The organism is Kribbella turkmenica (assembly GCF_004348725.1).
In the GTDB taxonomy this organism is placed as follows: domain Bacteria; phylum Actinomycetota; class Actinomycetes; order Propionibacteriales; family Kribbellaceae; genus Kribbella; species Kribbella turkmenica.
On record NZ_SMKR01000167.1, the window covers coordinates 1 to 16,386 of the forward strand.

General features: G+C 70.7%; 19 protein-coding genes. 6 read left to right on the forward strand and 13 right to left on the reverse strand.

All coding sequences use genetic code 11. The annotated features are described in order from the left end of the window. On the reverse strand, positions 1 to 828 hold an 828-nt coding region (locus tag E1218_RS29065), incomplete at its 3' end, for a LysR family transcriptional regulator (protein WP_132325961.1). Between the two features lie 62 nt (positions 829 to 890). Here E1218_RS29065 and E1218_RS29070 point away from each other — a divergent pair. Continuing rightward, on the forward strand, positions 891 to 1,928 hold the full coding sequence (locus tag E1218_RS29070) for an NAD(P)-binding domain-containing protein (RefSeq protein WP_233712549.1): 1,038 nt from the start codon (positions 891 to 893) through the stop codon (positions 1,926 to 1,928). A gap of 55 nt (positions 1,929 to 1,983) precedes the next feature. Continuing rightward, positions 1,984 to 2,169: a hypothetical protein gene (locus E1218_RS36275; protein ID WP_165949465.1), complete on the forward strand. Its 186-nt coding sequence runs from the start codon at positions 1,984 to 1,986 to the stop codon at positions 2,167 to 2,169. A 67-nt stretch (positions 2,170 to 2,236) separates the two neighbouring features. Here the strand turns inward: E1218_RS36275 and E1218_RS29080 are convergent, their stop codons facing one another. The 4 genes from E1218_RS29080 to E1218_RS29095 all read right to left on the reverse strand — a co-directional run bounded on the left by E1218_RS29080 (position 2,237) and on the right by E1218_RS29095 (position 4,934). Continuing rightward, a complete protein-coding gene (locus E1218_RS29080) occupies positions 2,237 to 2,911 on the reverse strand; it encodes a class I SAM-dependent methyltransferase (protein ID WP_132325967.1) in 675 nt (224 codons plus the stop codon). Positions 2,912 to 3,018: 107 nt separating this feature from the next. Continuing rightward, the gene (locus tag E1218_RS29085; protein WP_132325969.1) at positions 3,019 to 4,074 is read right to left on the reverse strand and encodes an ArsR/SmtB family transcription factor; all 1,056 of its coding nucleotides are present in this window, start codon (positions 4,072 to 4,074) and stop codon (positions 3,019 to 3,021) included. Further along, entirely contained in the window at positions 4,050 to 4,337 is a 288-nt protein-coding gene (locus E1218_RS29090) for a hypothetical protein (protein ID WP_132325971.1), read from the reverse strand. The genes E1218_RS29085 and E1218_RS29090 overlap by 25 nt, the downstream gene beginning before the upstream one ends. 225 nt (positions 4,338 to 4,562) lie before the next feature. After that, the gene (locus E1218_RS29095; RefSeq protein ID WP_132325973.1) at positions 4,563 to 4,934 is read right to left on the reverse strand and encodes a cupin domain-containing protein; all 372 of its coding nucleotides are present in this window, start codon (positions 4,932 to 4,934) and stop codon (positions 4,563 to 4,565) included. Between the two features lie 20 nt (positions 4,935 to 4,954). Between E1218_RS29095 and E1218_RS29100 the strand changes: the two genes are divergently transcribed. Beyond that, entirely contained in the window at positions 4,955 to 5,209 is a 255-nt protein-coding gene (locus E1218_RS29100; RefSeq protein ID WP_325052867.1) for a MarR family winged helix-turn-helix transcriptional regulator, read from the forward strand. An 80-nt stretch (positions 5,210 to 5,289) separates the two neighbouring features. Here the strand turns inward: E1218_RS29100 and E1218_RS29105 are convergent, their stop codons facing one another. Both E1218_RS29105 and E1218_RS29110 read right to left on the reverse strand, forming a co-directional pair. Beyond that, positions 5,290 to 8,097 carry a DEAD/DEAH box helicase gene (locus tag E1218_RS29105; RefSeq protein ID WP_132325977.1) on the reverse strand — a complete coding sequence of 936 codons (2,808 nt, stop codon included), beginning with the start codon at positions 8,095 to 8,097 and terminating at the stop codon, positions 5,290 to 5,292. A gap of 86 nt (positions 8,098 to 8,183) precedes the next feature. Further along, on the reverse strand, positions 8,184 to 9,059 hold the full coding sequence (locus E1218_RS29110) for an alpha/beta hydrolase (protein WP_132325979.1): 876 nt from the start codon (positions 9,057 to 9,059) through the stop codon (positions 8,184 to 8,186). Positions 9,060 to 9,149: 90 nt separating this feature from the next. Between E1218_RS29110 and E1218_RS29115 the strand changes: the two genes are divergently transcribed. Further along, entirely contained in the window at positions 9,150 to 9,653 is a 504-nt protein-coding gene (locus tag E1218_RS29115) for a MarR family winged helix-turn-helix transcriptional regulator (protein WP_132325981.1), read from the forward strand. 41 nt (positions 9,654 to 9,694) lie between these two features. On the opposite strand, the gene E1218_RS29120 is transcribed toward E1218_RS29115, so the two are convergent. The 4 genes from E1218_RS29120 to E1218_RS29135 form a co-directional block, all read right to left on the reverse strand. Next, the gene (locus E1218_RS29120) at positions 9,695 to 10,567 is read right to left on the reverse strand and encodes a diacylglycerol/lipid kinase family protein (protein ID WP_132325983.1); all 873 of its coding nucleotides are present in this window, start codon (positions 10,565 to 10,567) and stop codon (positions 9,695 to 9,697) included. 118 nt (positions 10,568 to 10,685) lie between these two features. Then, positions 10,686 to 11,447 (reverse strand): twin-arginine translocase subunit TatC, encoded by a 762-nt coding sequence (gene tatC, locus E1218_RS29125; protein ID WP_132325985.1) that lies wholly within the window; start codon positions 11,445 to 11,447, stop codon positions 10,686 to 10,688. Positions 11,448 to 11,532: 85 nt separating this feature from the next. Next, complete coding sequence (locus tag E1218_RS29130; RefSeq protein ID WP_132325986.1) at positions 11,533 to 11,838, reverse strand: twin-arginine translocase TatA/TatE family subunit; 306 nt, start codon at positions 11,836 to 11,838, stop codon at positions 11,533 to 11,535. Positions 11,839 to 11,900: 62 nt separating this feature from the next. Beyond that, a complete protein-coding gene (locus E1218_RS29135) occupies positions 11,901 to 12,092 on the reverse strand; it encodes a hypothetical protein (RefSeq protein WP_132325988.1) in 192 nt (63 codons plus the stop codon). Between the two features lie 223 nt (positions 12,093 to 12,315). Between E1218_RS29135 and E1218_RS29140 the strand changes: the two genes are divergently transcribed. Continuing rightward, positions 12,316 to 13,506, forward strand: coding sequence for a winged helix DNA-binding domain-containing protein (locus tag E1218_RS29140; RefSeq protein WP_132325989.1), 1,191 nt, complete (start codon positions 12,316 to 12,318; stop codon positions 13,504 to 13,506). Positions 13,507 to 13,651: 145 nt separating this feature from the next. Here the strand turns inward: E1218_RS29140 and E1218_RS29145 are convergent, their stop codons facing one another. Beyond that, complete coding sequence (locus E1218_RS29145) at positions 13,652 to 14,623, reverse strand: helix-turn-helix transcriptional regulator (RefSeq protein WP_132325991.1); 972 nt, start codon at positions 14,621 to 14,623, stop codon at positions 13,652 to 13,654. Then, positions 14,620 to 15,582 carry a helix-turn-helix transcriptional regulator gene (locus E1218_RS29150; RefSeq protein ID WP_132325993.1) on the reverse strand — a complete coding sequence of 321 codons (963 nt, stop codon included), beginning with the start codon at positions 15,580 to 15,582 and terminating at the stop codon, positions 14,620 to 14,622. Before E1218_RS29150 ends, E1218_RS29145 begins: the two co-directional genes overlap by 4 nt. A gap of 86 nt (positions 15,583 to 15,668) precedes the next feature. Between E1218_RS29150 and E1218_RS29155 the strand changes: the two genes are divergently transcribed. Next, a partial coding sequence (locus E1218_RS29155; protein WP_132325995.1) for a DUF3866 family protein occupies positions 15,669 to 16,386 on the forward strand: 718 nt, incomplete at its 3' end.

Below are 16,386 nucleotides of genomic sequence, written 5' to 3' on the forward strand. Positions count from 1 at the left end.
GGGCGGGCGGTCCCGCCGGGTGAACAGGCCGACCTGACGGTCCACGCCGGCGTCCTGGATCGGGACCAGCGTCACTCCGTCGAGGTTGGCGGTCGTGACCGCGAGCTCGTTGGTGACGCCCACGCCGAGGCCGTGCCGGACCAGCGAGAGCAGCGTCTGCGGCTGGTTGGTGCGGAACGCCGATTCCGGGTTGAGCCCCCTGGACGCGAAGGCCAGGTGCGACTCGAACTGCCGCGGCCCGTCGCTCTCGCCGATCGAGATCAGCGGCAGCTCGGCGAGTTGCCCGAGACTGACAGCCTGGCTGCCCGCCAGCGGGTGCTTGTCCGGGAACACCGCGGTCAGCGGCTCACGCCAGAGCACCTCGTGGGTGAGCGACTCGTCGGTGACGAGCGGGTGCACCGGGCGGATCGCGAGGTCGAGGTCACCCTGGATCAGGCCGCTCTCCAGGTCGACACTGGCACCTTCCACGAGGATGAGCCTGACGTTGTCCGGGAGGCGCCTGACGACTTGGGGGACGAGCCACGCGGCGGCGCTCGGGTAGGCGCCGAAGCGGACCTCTCCTCCGGCGGACAGGCTGTGGACGAGACGTAGGATCTCCTCCGCTCGCGGGAGCAGCGCACGTCCTTCCGGGGTGAGCCGGGCCGGGTGGGCGGTGCGGTCGAAGAGCTGGACGCCGAGGGTCCGCTCGAGGTCGGCGACGTGCTCACTGATCCGGGACTGACCGCGGAAGACGGCCTTGCCGGCCGCGGAGAACCCGCCGTGCCGGGCGACCGCGACGAAACTGACGATCCAGTCCATCCGGTAGCCGTACGCCGCGGTCAGATCCATGAGCTCACGGTAGCGGGAAGAGCCAGGGAGTCCGGGCTGTTGCCTTGTGTGTGAAGGTTGTCGTGATCGGTGCCGGACAGGCCGGACTGTCGGCTGCCTACCATCTGGTGCGCTTCGGATTCGCGCCGTACGACGAGGTCGTCGTACTGGACCGGAATCCGGCGCCGGGCGGGGCGTGGCAGCACCGGTGGGACTCGCTGACGATGCGCGACGTCCACGGGATCGCGAACCTGCCGGGCGTGCCGGTGCCGCCGAGTGCCGACGCGGACCGGGCGAACGAGTTCGTGCGGGCGTACTTCGCGGACTACGAGAAGCGGTTCTCCCTGCCGGTGCTGCGGCCGGTGACCGTGGAGAGCGTGCGGCGGGCGGACGGGCTGTTCGAGGTGCGGACCTCGGGCGAGACCCACCTGACCGAGGCGGTGGTGAATGCGACCGGGACGTGGAACCGGCCGTTCGTCCCTTGGTACCAGGGGATCGAGACGTTTCACGGTCGGCAGGTGCACACGGCCGACTACCGGGGTGCGTCCGAGTTCGCCGGTCAGCACGTGCTGGTCGTCGGTGGAGGCGCGTCGGCCGTCCAGTTGCTGGCGGAGATCTCCGAGGTCGCGACCACGACCTGGGTGACCCGGCGGCCGCCGGAGTGGCGGACGGGCGAGGACTTCAACCCGGAGTACGGGCGTCGTGTGGTCGCCAAGGTGGAGGAACGGGTGCGCGCCGGACTGCCACCGCGCAGCGTCGTGAGCGTGACCGGACTGCACCTGCGCGAACAGGAGCAGGCGGCGTGGGAGCGGGGCGTGTACACCCGCGAGCCGATGTTCTCCCGCATCGTTGCGACCGGCGTCGAGTGGCCCGACGGCCGTACCCTGCCCGTCGACACCATTCTCTGGGCCACCGGCTTCCGCGCCGACCTCGCCCACCTGGCGCCGCTCCACCTGCGCGAACCCTCCGGCGGCATCCGCATGGACGGCACCCGGACCGTCCTCGAGCCCGGCATCCACCTCGTCGGCTACGGACCCTCCGCCAGCACCATCGGCGCCAACCGAGCCGGCTTCACCGCCGCCCGAACCCTACGCGACCTGCTCCAGCCGCTGGCCGCCTGATTCCACCGTCCACGTCTGGTGGCGGCGGACGGCTACCGGGACGAGAGTGCCGGCGGTGAGAAAGACGAGGGCGGTGAGGAGCAGGAGGCCGACGGCGACGGAGTTCAGCACCAGGAGCACGGCGATCAACCAGCGTGCCGGCCGCTCGGGTCAGGTAGAGGGCGCCGACCGCGAAATAGAGGCCGTTGCCGGGGGTGTTGACCAGGGTCGCGAGGACGAGGCGCCGTACTGCGGGCGGTGAAGCGGCAGTCACAACTGCTCACTCAACTACCCCTGCGGCGGGTCGCCCGTTGGATTGACGGGATCCGTCAGCTGACGCGTGTTCCGTGGTCCGGTCGCCGGGCGACGAGGACGAGTGACGGGATGCCGGCGACGCTCTCGTGCAGTCGGAGCTCAGCCACTTCGCCGAGACCCGCCGCAGCCAGCAGTGCCCAGAGCTCCGCGGGCTGCCAGAGGTAAGTCGTCCAGGTGACCGGGATAGCGCCGTACGCCTCGGTGCGGTGGATCTCGCCGTCGCCCATGTGCGTGCCGATGATCAGGTGGCCGCCTGGAACCAGGGCTCGGGCGAAGGAGCCGAGCACCTCGGGGAGGATGTGCCGGGGCAGGTTGAACAGCGACCACCACGCAGCGATCCCGCCGAGCGAGGAGTCCGCCGGCTGCAGCTCGGTCGCCGAGGCTACGGAGAAGCGGTGGCCGGGGTGGCGCCGCGTGGCGTGCTCGATCATCCGGGGTGAGAGGTCGACACCGGAGACGTCGAGCCCACGCCCGGCGAGATAGGCGGTGAGGTCTCCCGGCCCACATCCGACGTCGAGCACCGGGCCGAGACCCTTGACGGCACCCGCGAACCCGTCGATTGCCGTGCGCAACCACGGGTAGGTGGTGATGTCCCCGAGATTCAGCTCGACGTAGGCGTCGGCGACCCGGTCGTAGGAGTCCCGGACGACGTCGAGATCTGCAGGCTGCGCGATGTGGGAGGAGTGCATGGTGCGCGATGGTAGCCCGTGCTGTCGCGGGGGTCGGCACAACGTTTGGGGGGTTCACACAAGGAATACCTTGTGCCGACGCCCCAGTTCCTGTTCACGCCCTCGCGTCAGCGCATGATCAGGTTGAGGAGGTCGGTGCCCAGTGAACGGAGGGCGGTTTCGTCGAGGCGGTAGGCGACGAAGCGGCCTTGGCGTTCGGCGGTTACCAGGCCTGCCCGCGTGAGTGCTCGCAGGTGGCGGGTGACCTGGGTGGGGTGGAGTCCCCACAGGGCGGCGATCTCGCCGGCGGTCCGGGGTTCGCTGGCGACGGCGCGGCAGACCTGGAGGCGGTCAGGCGCACCCAGGACCTCGAGCCGGGCGCGGACCTGTTGAGCCGTCGGTACGGCGTCCCCGCGACCGCCGGCGGGATAGATGACCGTCAGCGGCGACCCAGGGATCTCGCCAAGGAAGAGATGCGGCGCGGTGTAGTTGCTGGGGACAAGCAGCAACCCGCGCGCCGCCAGGTCGATCCGCTTGTTCTGCACCTTCTGCACGAGCACGCTGTCCTGGTCGCGTACGTCGACCGAGCTGTCCAGCGACCGCAGCATCGCCCCCACCCCGTCACGCACCGCCAGGTCACGGTCCTGCCGCCCGCGAGCCGCAAGCCCGTCCCGCGACTCCTCCCACACGTCCCGGAACCACGTCTCCCAGCAAGCTTCCAGCAATGAGAGGAAGCGCCGTACATGCTCGGCCGGGTCGGTCAGCAACCCCTCGACCAGCTCCGCGACGGCACGCCCCCGACTTCGCGCCCAGTGGCGGACGGCATCCGCGTCCGTGGTCCGGCTGCTCAGCGGACGACCCCGGAGCGGCCTGACCAGCTCGTCCGCCAGGTCCTCCGGCGCACGGGCCCGCAGTGCGTCCAGCTCGTCTTTCCATCGCGGCATGCCCGTCGCACCGCTGGTCGCGAAGAACCGCGCCCGGACCGCCCGCACCGTCCACGTCCACTGCGACAACTCCTCCCGCAGGACGGCGGGCAGCCGTACGTCGGCCGCCCACTCGACCCGGTCGTGGTGACGCGGCTCGGCGAGCACGTGGAGCGCGCAGCCGAGCTCGATCAGCGGTGAGGCGACGTGGCGGATCCGCTCGGGGTCGAGCCGGCTCACGCCGGCGAGCACGGTCGGCACAGAGCCGCTCCGTAGTTCACCGCGCACTCGAGGCCGCGCTCCGACGCTCGTTCCAGCAGGTCGCGGGTCGCGTCGGGGTGGCCGTGGTGGGTGGCGCCGGCGCCCCGGCCGGCCGGGGCGTCGTTCGAGGCGATCTCGTGCGCGGCGAGCCAGGACACGACCTCGCCCGTCCGGTCCGCGAACGCGTCGATCCCGTCCTCCATCGCGACCTTCCCCGGCAGCGCGACGTACGGACGCTCCGCCCGCTTCACGATCTCCGGCATCCCACGTCCTCCGATCGGTGCCGCCTTCGACGTAACGTCTGTCGGCCATTATGGTCGGAGCCGGCGTCCGGCCGTCCTCGGGCGTCTACTGGGACCCAGGGGGTGCATCATCAGGGGATGCAAGGTCGTCGCCGGGATGATGGCCGCGGTCGCGGCGGTCGCCGTGCTGCTCGTGGGGCCGTCGTCGAGCGCTCTGGCCGAGCCGACGACACCGATCCGGCGGTGCTAGACGGCCCAGGGCGGCCGGATCGTCGTCCCGTCGGCCATCGTCCCGGTGAAGCCGGCGGTGATGGCGACGTACAGCTCGGCCGTGCCCGCACCGAGGTTGGTCAGCCGGACCGGCTCGCCCGCCGGTACGACAGCGGCGTCGCCGGGGCCGAGCTTGTCGCCGTCGGGCGTGACCTGGACGGAACCGCTCAGCACCATGAACACCTCGTCCCGGTCGAGTGTGTGCGGCTCACCGCCGCCGGCGCCGGACTCGACCGTGAGCTTCCACGTACACAGCCCCGCGGAACCGCGGCTCGGCGCCGCCAGCCCGGTGAACTCGATTCCGGGCAGCCGGAACGTCGGCGCCTCGTCCGCGCGAATGACCTGCACGGCAGTCCCCCTTCAGCCAGATCGTCGACGACATGGAACGCCGTGGGTACGTCGAACGCCGGCCGGACCCGGCCGACGCCCGGGCCCGCCTGCTCCATCTCACCGCGCGGGGTGAGGCCGCGCTCCAGGCCGCGCGGAAGTTCCACCAGGCCTACGAACGAAAGCTCCGCCGCCGGTTCGGCGACGCAGCGATCGACAGCCTGCGGGAGGTGCTGACCGCGATGGTGGGCGAGGCCCAAATCAGCAGCCCGCACTTCCGGGCATTGATGTTCTAGCTGGAGTACAGGACGTCCTCCAGGTCTCGTCGGAACGGCGGCTAGGCCCGCCCCGGTGGCGACAGCGAGCTTGCCGAGTTCTAGTCGACCACCGATGCGTACGAGATCACACCGCGGCGGATCTGGTCGACGACGGCCCGTGCGGTGGTGCGCAGCAAGGTGTCACCGGCGGCGTCGGCGACCTGCTCGGTGAGGTCGATCAGTTGCTTCACCCAACGAACGAAGTCGCCGGCGGCCAGGTCCGACTCGTACAGCACCTCCGCCAGCGACGCACCCGACGCCCACCGGAACGCGGGCCAGCAGAAGCCGAGGTCCATCGACCGCAGGAAGTCGACCCGCATGTCGCGCTCCAGGGCCGACAGGTCGCGCCAGATCGACCCCATCCGCTCCAGGGCCAGCCGTACGTCGCCGCGCGGCAGCCGTGGCGACGTCGGCTCGTCCTTCGACCGCGCCTCGTACACCAGGGCCGCCAGGCACGCGGCCAGCTCGGGCACGGTCAGGTCGTCGAACACTCCTTGCCGGAGGCACTCGGCGGCGACCAGGTCGAGCTCGGTGTAGATCCGCGCCAGCCGGTCGCCCGCCTCGGTGGTCTTGTCGCCGTCCAGGTAGTGCAGCGCGTCCAGCACCTGGCAGACCCGGTCGAACTGGCGGGCGATCGTGTTCGTCCGCTGCTCGATCTTCCGCTGCACCTCGCGGTTCTCCCGGTCGAGCCGGAAGTACCGCTCCGCCCAGCGCGCGTGGTCCTCGCGGTCCGAGCAGCCGTGGCAGGGGTGCGCGCGCAACTGCGCCCGCATCTCCTGCAGCTCCGGGTCGTCCGCGTGCGTGACCACGTCACGGCCGCGCGAGCGGGACGGCGGGCCGTCCTCGCCGAGCATGTCGGTGCGGGTCCGCAGCACCTGCGCCAGCTCGCGTCGTTGCTGCGGGTTGCGCGGGTTGAACTTCTTCGGGATCCGCAGCGAGCTGATCGCCTCGACCGGGGTCGGGAAGTCGACCATCGACAGCTTGCGGACCTGGCGGTCCAGCGTCAGCACGGTCGGCCGCGGACCTTCGCGTTCCGACCGCACGCCCGGGTCGAGGACGAGTGCCCAGCCCGCGCTCCGGCCGGCCGGGATCCGGATGACGTCGCCGATCCGCAGCTTCTCGATCGACTCCTGCGCCTCGACCCGGCGGTCCAGCTTGCGCCGCCTGGAGCCGGACGACTCGCGCTCACCGATCCGCCGGCGCAGGTCGGCGTACTCGAGGAAGTCGCCGAGGTGGCAGTCGATCGACTCCTTGTACCCCTCCAGCGCCTCGGTGTTGCGCTGCACCTGCCGGGCCAGCCCGACCACGGCCTGGTCGGACTGGAACTGCGCGAACGACAGCTCGAGCATGTCCCGGGCCCGCGAGCGGCCCACCTGGCGGACCAGGTTGACGGCCATGTTGTACGACGGGGAGAACGACGAGCGGAGCGGATACGTACGGGTCGACGCCAGCCCGGCCACGGCTCGCGGGTCGAAGCCGGGCTGCCAGAGCACGACCGCATGGCCCTCGACGTCGATGCCCCGCCGCCCGGCCCGGCCGGTGAGCTGGGTGTACTCCCCCGGCGTGATGTCGACGTGCGCCTCGCCGTTCCACTTGCTGAGCTTCTCCAGGACGACCGTCCGGGCGGGCATGTTGATGCCCAGGGCAAGCGTCTCGGTGGCGAACACGACCTTGATCAGGCCGCGCGCGAACAGCTCCTCGACGACCTCCTTGAAGGCCGCCAGCATGCCCGCGTGGTGGGCCGCGATCCCGCGGCTGAGCGCCTCGGCGAAGTCGTGGTACCCGAGCACGCCGAGGTCCTCGTCCGGCAGGTCCGCGGTCCGCTCGGCCAGCACCCGCTTGATCTCGTCCCGCTCGTGCGGTTTGGTCAGCCGCAGGCCGGACCGCAGGCACTGCACCATCGCGTCCTCGCAGCCCTTGCGGGAGAAGATGAAGTAGATCGCCGGCAGCAGCGCGCCGGCGTCCAGCTCCTCCACCACGTCGGAGCGGTACGGCGTGAAGTGCGTCCGGCTCGGCCGGTTCTTCGGCAGGTCGCGGCGGCGGCGTGGTTTGCGCGAGTCGTCCCGGAAGATCCGGTTGTCGTCGCGGGCGATCCGGACCAGCTGCGGGTTGACCAGGTCCTTGACGTCGACCTGGTTCGCCTTCGCCGGATTGCCCGATCTCGACGGCGCGCCGACCCGCGCGGTCGGCGCCTCCCCGGCGAACAGGTCGTGCAGCCGCTTGCCCACCATCACGTGCTGGAACAGCGGCACCGGCCGCTTCTCCTCCAGCACGACGACCGTGTTGCCACGGACCGTCTCGAGCCAGTCGCCGAACTCCTCGGCGTTGCTGACGGTCGCCGACAACGACACCACCGACACCGAGTCGGGCAGGTGGATGAGCACCTCTTCCCAGACCGCGCCGCGGGCCCGGTCGGCCAGGTAGTGCACCTCGTCCATCACGACGTACGACAGGCCGAGCAGCGTGTGCGAACCGGCGTACAGCATGTTCCGCAGGACCTCGGTCGTCATCACGACGATCGGCGCCTCGGAGTTGATCGAGTTGTCGCCGGTCAGCAGGCCGACCTTCTCGGCGCCGTACCGGCTGACCAGGTCGGCGTACTTCTGGTTGCTCAGCGCCTTGATCGGGGTGGTGTAGAAGCACTTCTGCCCGCGCTGCAGGGCGAGGTGGACGGCGAACTCGCCGACCAGCGTCTTGCCGGAGCCGGTCGGCGCCGCCACCAGCACCTGGTGCCCGTCCTCGAGCGCGGCGCAGGCACGCAGCTGGAACTCGTCCAGCTCGAAGTCGTAGAGGCCCCGGAACTCCCTCACCGCGGGATGCTCCTGGTCCGAGCGGAACGAGGCGTAGGCCTCGGACGGGGTGCTCATGCGCACCCTCGCTTCGCTCGGGCTGCCCATGAGCAGAGCTCGCTGTGTTCGATGATGGCCTCGCTCCGCTCGCCCATGGCCCCAATCTATGCGACACCACCCACAAGAAACCGGGCGGCGCGGTCCAGCGCCTGGTCGGCCTCGTCCATCACGCCCACCATCAGCGGGTAGACGTGCGGCGCGCCCGCGACCACATCCAGGCTCACGTCGACCTCCTGTTCCGCGGCGCGGACCGCCAACTGGAGCGCGTCGTCCAGCAGGACCTCGGCCGAGCCGACCTGGATCAGCAGTGGCGGCAGGTCGCTCAGGTCACCGAGCAGCGGACTGACCAACTCGTCCTTCGGGTCATGTCCGGCGAGATAGCGCTCGGCGTACGCTTCCAGGTGCGCGCGGCTGAACAGCGGGTCGACGTCGCCGCGGCTGTCGTAACTCCCGCCGGACAGTGTCAGGTCGGTCCACGGCGAGAAGACGACGGCGGCTTCCGGCAGCCGCAGGCCGTCCCGCCGCGCGGCCAGCATCGTGGCCAGCGCCAGCCCGCCACCCGCGGAATCGCCCGCGATCACGATCGGCCGCCCGCTGTCCACCAGCTCCCGGTACGCCGCCAGCGCGTCGTCGAGCGCCGCAGGGAAGGGATTCTCGGGCGCCAGCCGGTACTCCAGCGACACCGCCGGCAGACCGGTCCGGCGGGCGAGCGCTGCCGCCAGATTGGCCCCGGTGCGCGCGGACCCGATCACGTAGCCGCCGCCGTGCAGGTAGAAGATCACCGCCTCCCCGTCGGCGCCGTCGACATGGACGTCGAGTGCCGGTACGCCGCCCAGGGTGCGCAGTGTCAGCGTGACGTCGTCGCCGAGCGGCCGGCCGGCGAAGTTCTCGTCGAACTCGGCGCGTTGCTGCTCCGGGGTCCGGGTGAGGTCGCCTCTGGTGATCAGGGATCGCGCCGTGGCGCGTTGTTGCTCGGACATCATGATCCTCCGCTGATAGATTCCGAGGAATGTAGTTTCTGCTAACTACATTCCGAGGAATCTAATTCCAGGGAATCTTGGAGCTGCCCTGTGACTGATCTCACAGCACTGTTCACGGACCTGGTCCGGCTGGAGACGCGGCTCTACAACGTGCTGGACGCCCGGCTGAAGGCGGAGCACGACCTGCCGCTGGGACAGTTCGAGTTCCTGCGGTTCCTCGCGGGCCGGGGCACCGCGCGCGTCCACGACCTGGCTCACCAGATGGCGATCACCGTCGGCGCGACCAGCAAGGCCGTCGACCGGCTCGAGGCCGCCGGCCGCTGCCGCCGTACGGCGAACCCGGACGACCGGCGCTCGTCCCTGGTCACGGTCACACCGGAAGGCGAACGCGTCCTCGCGGCCGCGACTCCCACGGTCGAGGCGGAGCTCCAGACCTGGATCGGCTCGGTCCTCCCGGCCGAAGTGCTGGAGAACCTCGCGGTCAGCCTCTCGATGCTCAGGCAGCGGGCCGAGGCGGACCTCCGGACGGATCGCCAGGAGACCGGACGCCCAGGCCATCACAACGCGCGGATCACGCGCCAGCCCACGCTCTAGCCAGGACAGCGACGCGCGGTTGTGATGGCCGGGCGGTCCGCTCAGGCGTAGACCGTCAGCGCGCCCGGGGCGATGGTGATGTCCACCGGGAGGGCGCCGAGCGGCTCGCCGTCGGCGTACGCGGTGATGCCCGGCGAGTCGATCCGGACGGTCCGGCCGCGCAGCGCCCGGATCATCGGGTGGCCGACGTGGGTGCCCTTGGACAGCTTCGGGAACATCTGCAGCAGGGTCAGCCGCGACACCGGCTGGATGATGGTCACGTCGAGCAGGCCGTCGTCGATCTCTGCGCCGGCGCAGATCTGCAGTCCCCCGCCGTACGTCGGCCCGGTGCCGACCGCGACCAGCATGGCCCTGGTCTCGATCACCTCGTCGTCGACGGTCACGACGTACTCGAGGGGTTTGAAGGTGCGCAGCTCGGCCAGGGTGGCGAGCGTGTAGCGGGAGTTGCCCTTCGGCCACGTCATCGCGTTCGCGCGCTTGTTCACCAGCGAGTCGAAGCCGCCGGCCACGACCGTGGTGATGAATTCGTCCTTGGCCACCGCCAGGTCGACCGCACGGGTGTTGCCGGCCACGATCAGGTCAGCCGCCGCGGCCGGATCGTTCAGCGGTACGCCGATGCCGCGGGCGAAGTCGTTGCCGGTGCCGGCCGGGATCACGCCGAACGGCATGCCCGACCTGGCCAGTACCTGGGCGCCGAGGTGGATGGTGCCGTCGCCGCCGATCAGCGCGACCGCGTCGGCCCCGGAGGCGATCACGTCGGCGGAGATCCGGCCGACGTCCTCGGCGCTGGTGGTGGCGTGCACGTCGACGGTCAGCCCGGCCGCCGCCAGCCGGCCGCGGACGACCGGCGCGACCCGGGCACCGAGGCCCTTGCCGGAGGTGGGGTTCACCACCAGCGCGATCCGTCTGGTCATGGGACCTCCCGGCCTGGACTGAGGAGCGGAGAAAGCGCGGCGGCTGGAGCGACGAGGGAAGGCCGGGAGGCGAAGCCCCACGACCCGCCGCGCCGGAGGCGTGGCCATGACACTGCCATCAGTCGGCCAGCAGTTCCTCGGCCTTGCGCGCCCGCCGCCGGTCGTTGAGCCGCGAGATCACCTCGGCGACGAAGAACAGCACGCACATCGGGATCGCCAGCAGGCACATCGTGAACGGGTCACCCGACGGGGTGGCGACCGCGGCGAAGACGAAGATCACCAGCACGATGTACGGCCGGAACCTGCCCAGGGCCGCGCCGGGGACGATGCCCAGCATGTTCAGCAGGATGACGACCAGCGGGATCAGGAACGCCACGCCGAAGACCAGCATCGTGCGCAGCACGAAGTCGAGGTAGTCGGGCAGCTCGACCAGGTTTTGGATGTCCAGCGGGGTGAAGCCCAGCAGGATCTCGATGCCCTTCGGCAGCGTCCAGTAGGCCACCCAGATGCCGCCGGCGAACAGCGGGGTGGCGAGCCCGGAGAAGATGTAGGCCCACTTGCGCTCGTTGCGGTGCAGGCCGGGGGCGATGAACGCCCACAGCTGGTACAGCCAGACCGGCGCGGCGAGGATCAGCCCGAACAGGGCCGAGATCTTGATCCGGAAGGTCAGCGCGTTCCCGACGCCGGGAAAGGTCAGCTGGGGGGTCTTCTCGTTGCCCGCGTCCTTGGCCATCTCGGCGACGCTGGTCAGGAACGGCTTGGTCAGGAAGTCGAAGGCCTGGTTGTAGAAGATCCAGCCGACCACGGTCCCGACCACGATCGCGAGCACGCTGATGACCAACCGGTTGCGCAGCTCGACGACGTGCTCGCGCAGGGTCATCCGACCCTCGTCGTCCTTCGGGCGGCGTTCCGGTTTCTCTCTACGCCGTCCGATCTTCACCAAAGACACCGGCGGTGTGCTCGGCTCAGTTGGCCGTGTGGGTCGGCGGCAGGCCGTCGCCCGGCGCCTGGCCGTTCACCTGGTTCGGCTGCTGCGCGGCCTGCGGCTGCGCCTGCGGCGCCTGCTGCGTCGGGGCCTGGGCGGGCTGGCTGGTGCCCTCGGTCAGCTCCGGGTCCTTCTTCTTCGGACCGACCTCTTCCTCCCAGATCTTCTTCGACTTGCCGAGCTGCCTCACCAGAGCCGGCAGCTTGGCCGATCCGAACAGCAGCACGACGATGGCGAGAATGATGAGCCACTCCGCGCCCTGGGGCATGCCGATGAGCGGTGCCATGTCGATCTCCCTTTCACAAAACTTCTGACTCGTGGCTCAAGCGTGAGAACGTGGGCCGAATACTACGCCGGAGCGCGCTCATCCTCGCGGGTCTGTCCAGACCCGGCCGTGGACATCGCGGCGTCCAGCCTGGACTGGGCGGCGACCAACTCACGCGTCAGCGCCTTGCCCTGGCCCCACAACCTTCGCGCGAGCAGGGCGAGCACGAGCGCCCACACCGCCACCACGCCGAGGAACAGCAGGAACCAGTACATACCCAGGAGCCTAGCCGGTTCCGGGTGATCGCCCACGCCCCGCGGGGCGTCCCGGCGGACAACGGTGTCGGAACGTGATGGTAAAACCGGGTGTCCTGCGCCCGGCGCGGGCGGACACGGCCTTCGGGCTGCCGGTCGGCCGGTCAACCGGCAGACTCGTCCCGCGCGCTTTCCGGGAACGCGGAGGCACGGAACTGTCGGTACGGCGAGGGGGCGGCACGTGATGGTGCGGATCGGGGTCGAGGAGCGGCGGACACGGATCGGGCGGCGGCACCGGCTCGGACCGGCCGTCCAGGCGGCCGACCCGGTCGGGGCCGCCGCGAGCATGGTCGCCCTGCACGCCACCGATCCGGCCACCGTCCACTTGTCGGTGGCCGCCCGCGTGCCTGGGAGTGAGGTGGCGGGCACGGAGCGTGCGCTGTACGACAACCGGACGCTGATCCGGATGCTCGGCATGCGGCGGACGGTGTTCGTCGTACCGACGACGTTCGCGCCGGTCGTGCAGGCAGCGTGCACAGACGACATCGCGGACAAACAGCGGAAACTGCTGGTCAAGCACCTGACCGAGGCCGGGATCGCGCCGGACGCCGATGCCTCCGGGAAATGGTTGCGGGCGGTCGAGGAGTCGACGGCGACCGCCCTGACGCTGCGTGGATCGGCGACGGCGCAGGAACTGGCCGCGGACGAGCCACGACTGCGGAGCCGCCTCAGCATGGCCGAGGGTAAGGCGTACGCCGCCCAGCCGTACGTGACGAGCCGGGTGCTGTTCCAGCTGTCCGCCGAGGGCCGGATCGTGCGCGGCCGCCCGCTGGGGACGTGGCTCAGCAGTCAGCACCAGTGGTCACCCGCAGAGGACTGGCTGCCGGGTGGCCTGGGTGACAAGCTCACGGCCGACGAGGCCCGGATGAGGCTGGCGCGGGGGTGGCTGTCGTCGTTCGGACCGGGAACGGCGGCCGACCTGCAGTGGTGGGCCGGGTGGACGGCCGGGCAGACGAAGAAGGCGCTGACCGCCGTCGAGGCGGTCGCTGTGGACCTGGACGGCCAGGTGGGGTACGTGCTGCCGGGTGACGAGGCGCCTGAGGTGCCGATGGAGCCGTGGGTGTCCTTCCTGCCGGCGCTGGACCCGACGCCGATGGGATGGAAGGAACGGGACTGGTACCTCGGGGAGCACAAGGCGAAGCTCTTCGACAGCACCGGGAACGTCGGCCCGACGGTGTGGGCCGACGGCCGCATCATCGGCGGCTGGGGGCAACCCGAGTCCGGTGAGGTCCGCTTCGAGCTCCTCGAGGACGTCGGCCGGGAGACCGTGCGACTCGTGGAGGCCGAAGCCGCCCGCTGGACCGCCTGGCTCGCCGGCGTCCGCGTCACCCCGCGCTTCAGGGCCCCGCTGGAGAAGCAGCTCAGCCAGGGCTGACTCTCCCCGCGTTCCCTGCGCATCTACCCGACCACCGCACAACATCACCGGATATCCCCTCGCGATGCCAGTTCTCCCGTCGTACAACGACGGGAGAACCGGCAGCTGGAGCGGATAACCTCTCGAACGACCGGGACGGCAGCGGTTAGTTGTCGTACGCCGAGAGCGCCTCGCGGGCTGTGGCCGCGATCTGGGTGGTCAGGCCAGGTGGATCGAGGACCGTGGCGGCGCCGCCGAGCCGGAGGACCAGGCGCTGCAGCCAGCCGGTGTCGGCCACGCGGAGCTTCACGATCAGGGACCCTTCCGGGCCTTCCTCGACCGACTCGTTCGGGTAGTACTCCGCCACCCAGCGAGCCGGTGGAGCGAGCCGGAGGGTCGCCAGCAGGTCACGCTCGGACGGCTGGAACATGCCGTTCGACAGGTCGCGCGGGGTCGCCTCCGGCGGCGGCTGGCTGGGCAGGTCGAGCAGCTCGACGGCCGCGATCCGGTCCAGGCGGAACAGCCGGACGTCCTCGGCCAGCCGGCACCACGCCTCCAGGTAGGTCCGGCCCTCCGAGACGACCAGACGCATCGGGTCCACGTCGCGTTCGGTGGTCTCGTCCCGCGACGGTACGTCGTACGTCAGGTGCAGCCGGCGCTTTCCGGCCAGGGCCTTGTTGACCGTCTCGGCGATCTCCGGATCGGCCGGCTCCACGTGCACGTGCGCCGCCGCTCCTTCGCTCGCAGCCGCGGCCTCCCCTGCCGCGCGCTCGAGCTTCGCGATCGCCCGGTCGACCGCGTCCCGGTCGGACCCGGCCGTCACCTCACGCAGCGTGCGGAGCGCGGTCAGCAGCGCGAGCGCCTCGTCGGCGGCCAGCCGCAGCGGACGGGCCAGGTAGTCCGCGTTGTTGAGGTGGATGACGCCTTCGCCCTCGGCCGCCTCGATGTCGATCTCGATCAGATCGCCCATCTGCGCACCGGGCAGACCGCAGAACCACAGCACCTTCAGGTCCGCGATGATCTGCTTCGGCCGGACGCCGAACTCCTTCGCGACGTCGTCCACCCGGGCGCCGTCGTTCTCCCGCAGGTACGGCACCAGCGCCAGCAGCCGCTGCACCTGGTCACGCGCGTTGCTCATGCGGACGCTCCGGCAACCGTCCTCAGCCGCCACAGCACACCGTCCAGCACGTCGCCCGGGCCCTCGACGACGGCGTCCGGGCCGTACGACGCGATCTCCTCGGCCAGCACGCCGGAGTCGGCGTAGGGGACGTGCAGGAGGTCCCAGCCGTCCTCGTACGGCTCGATCGCGTTGGCCCGGCGGCGCAGGCTGACGCACGAGCCGGCGCGGGCCCGGACCTTCGCCTCGGACGTCGGCCGCGGCGGTGCCAGCTCGGAGACCAGCGAGCGCAGGTCGGTGCCCTCCGGCACGGTGAACGCGCCCGGTTCGCCGACCGTCTTCACGTCCCCGCCGATCCGGGACAGCCGGAACATGCGGGTGGCCTGCCGGTCCCGGTCCCGGCCGACGACGTACCAGCGGCCGTGCCAGGACACGATCCCCCACGGCTCCAGCGTGCGCGTGGTCGGCTCGGAGGCCCCGCTGCGCAGGTGCTGGAACCGGACGGCGGTCCGGCTCACCACGGCCGACCAGAGCGGGTCGAAGGCCGGCTCGGAGGCGCCGACGTGCGGCTCGATCGCGCTCAGCGCGGACTGGTCGGTCTGGATACCGGCCGCCTTCAGCTTGAGCACGGCCGACGTGGTCGCCTCGGCCAGGCTGGCGTGCTGCCAGACCCGGGCGGCAACGCCCAGGACGGCGGCCTCGTCCGGCTCGAGGTGGACCTCGGGCAGCTCGAACACGTCCCGGCGGATCCGGTAGCCGACCTCGTCGGAGAAGAACTTGTCGATCGTGCCCATCTCGATCGGGATGCCGAGATCGCGCAACTCGTCCTTGTCCCGCTCGAACATCTTCTCGAAGGCGTCGTCGGTCTGGCCCGCGTACCCCTCGACCACCTCGCGGATGCGTTCCTTGGTCACGTAGGTGCGCGCGACCAGCAGGCAGATGACCACGTTGAGCAGTCGCTCACTCTTCCGCGCCGACACCCGACCACCTTACGGCCTCCGAGCGCCAAAACCCGCCTCCCGCACCGAAATCTTCGAACACCGGTTCGACCTACTAGAGTCGCGGTGTGATTCGCTGGCGGGACGGTGTGGTGCGCGAGGTCGGCCGGACCTGGGCCGGTGCGGTCGAACTGACTGTGACGGTCGGTTCGCAGTCTGTGCGCGCGCTGGCCTATCCGGACCTGGTCGGTACGCCGGTTGCCGGCGACCGCGTGCTGCTGAACGTCGGAGCGCTCGACAAGGGCCTCGGGACTGGCGGGTACGCGCTCGTGGTCGCTGTACCGGATCGCCTGCCTGCTGACCCGCCCGAGCACGGGCACCTGGTCAAAGCGCGCTACACGCCGTTGCAGGCGATGGTGCTCGGTGCGGATGAGCAGGAGTCACCGGACCACGACGTACTGCGTGATGCGGACGACCTGTTCGGTACGCCGGTCGTCGTGGCGGACCTGCACTCGGCGCTGCCCGCCGTACTGGCGGGGGTCTACGAGGCTCGGCCGACGACTCGGGTTGTGTACGTGATGACGGACGGTGGAGCGCTGCCACTGGCGTTCTCGCGGACCGTGGCTGCTCTGCGGGACAGCGGGTGGCTGAGCGGGACTGTGACCGTTGGGCAGGCGTACGGCGGGGATCGGGAGGCTGTCACCGTCCACACCGGGCTGCTGACCGCTGTGCACGTGCTGGCGGCGGAGCTTGTCGTACTGACGCAAGGACCGGGCAACCTCGGCACCGGGACCCGGTGGGGGTTCTCGGGGGTGCAGTCGGGTGAGGCGGTCAACGCGGTCGGGA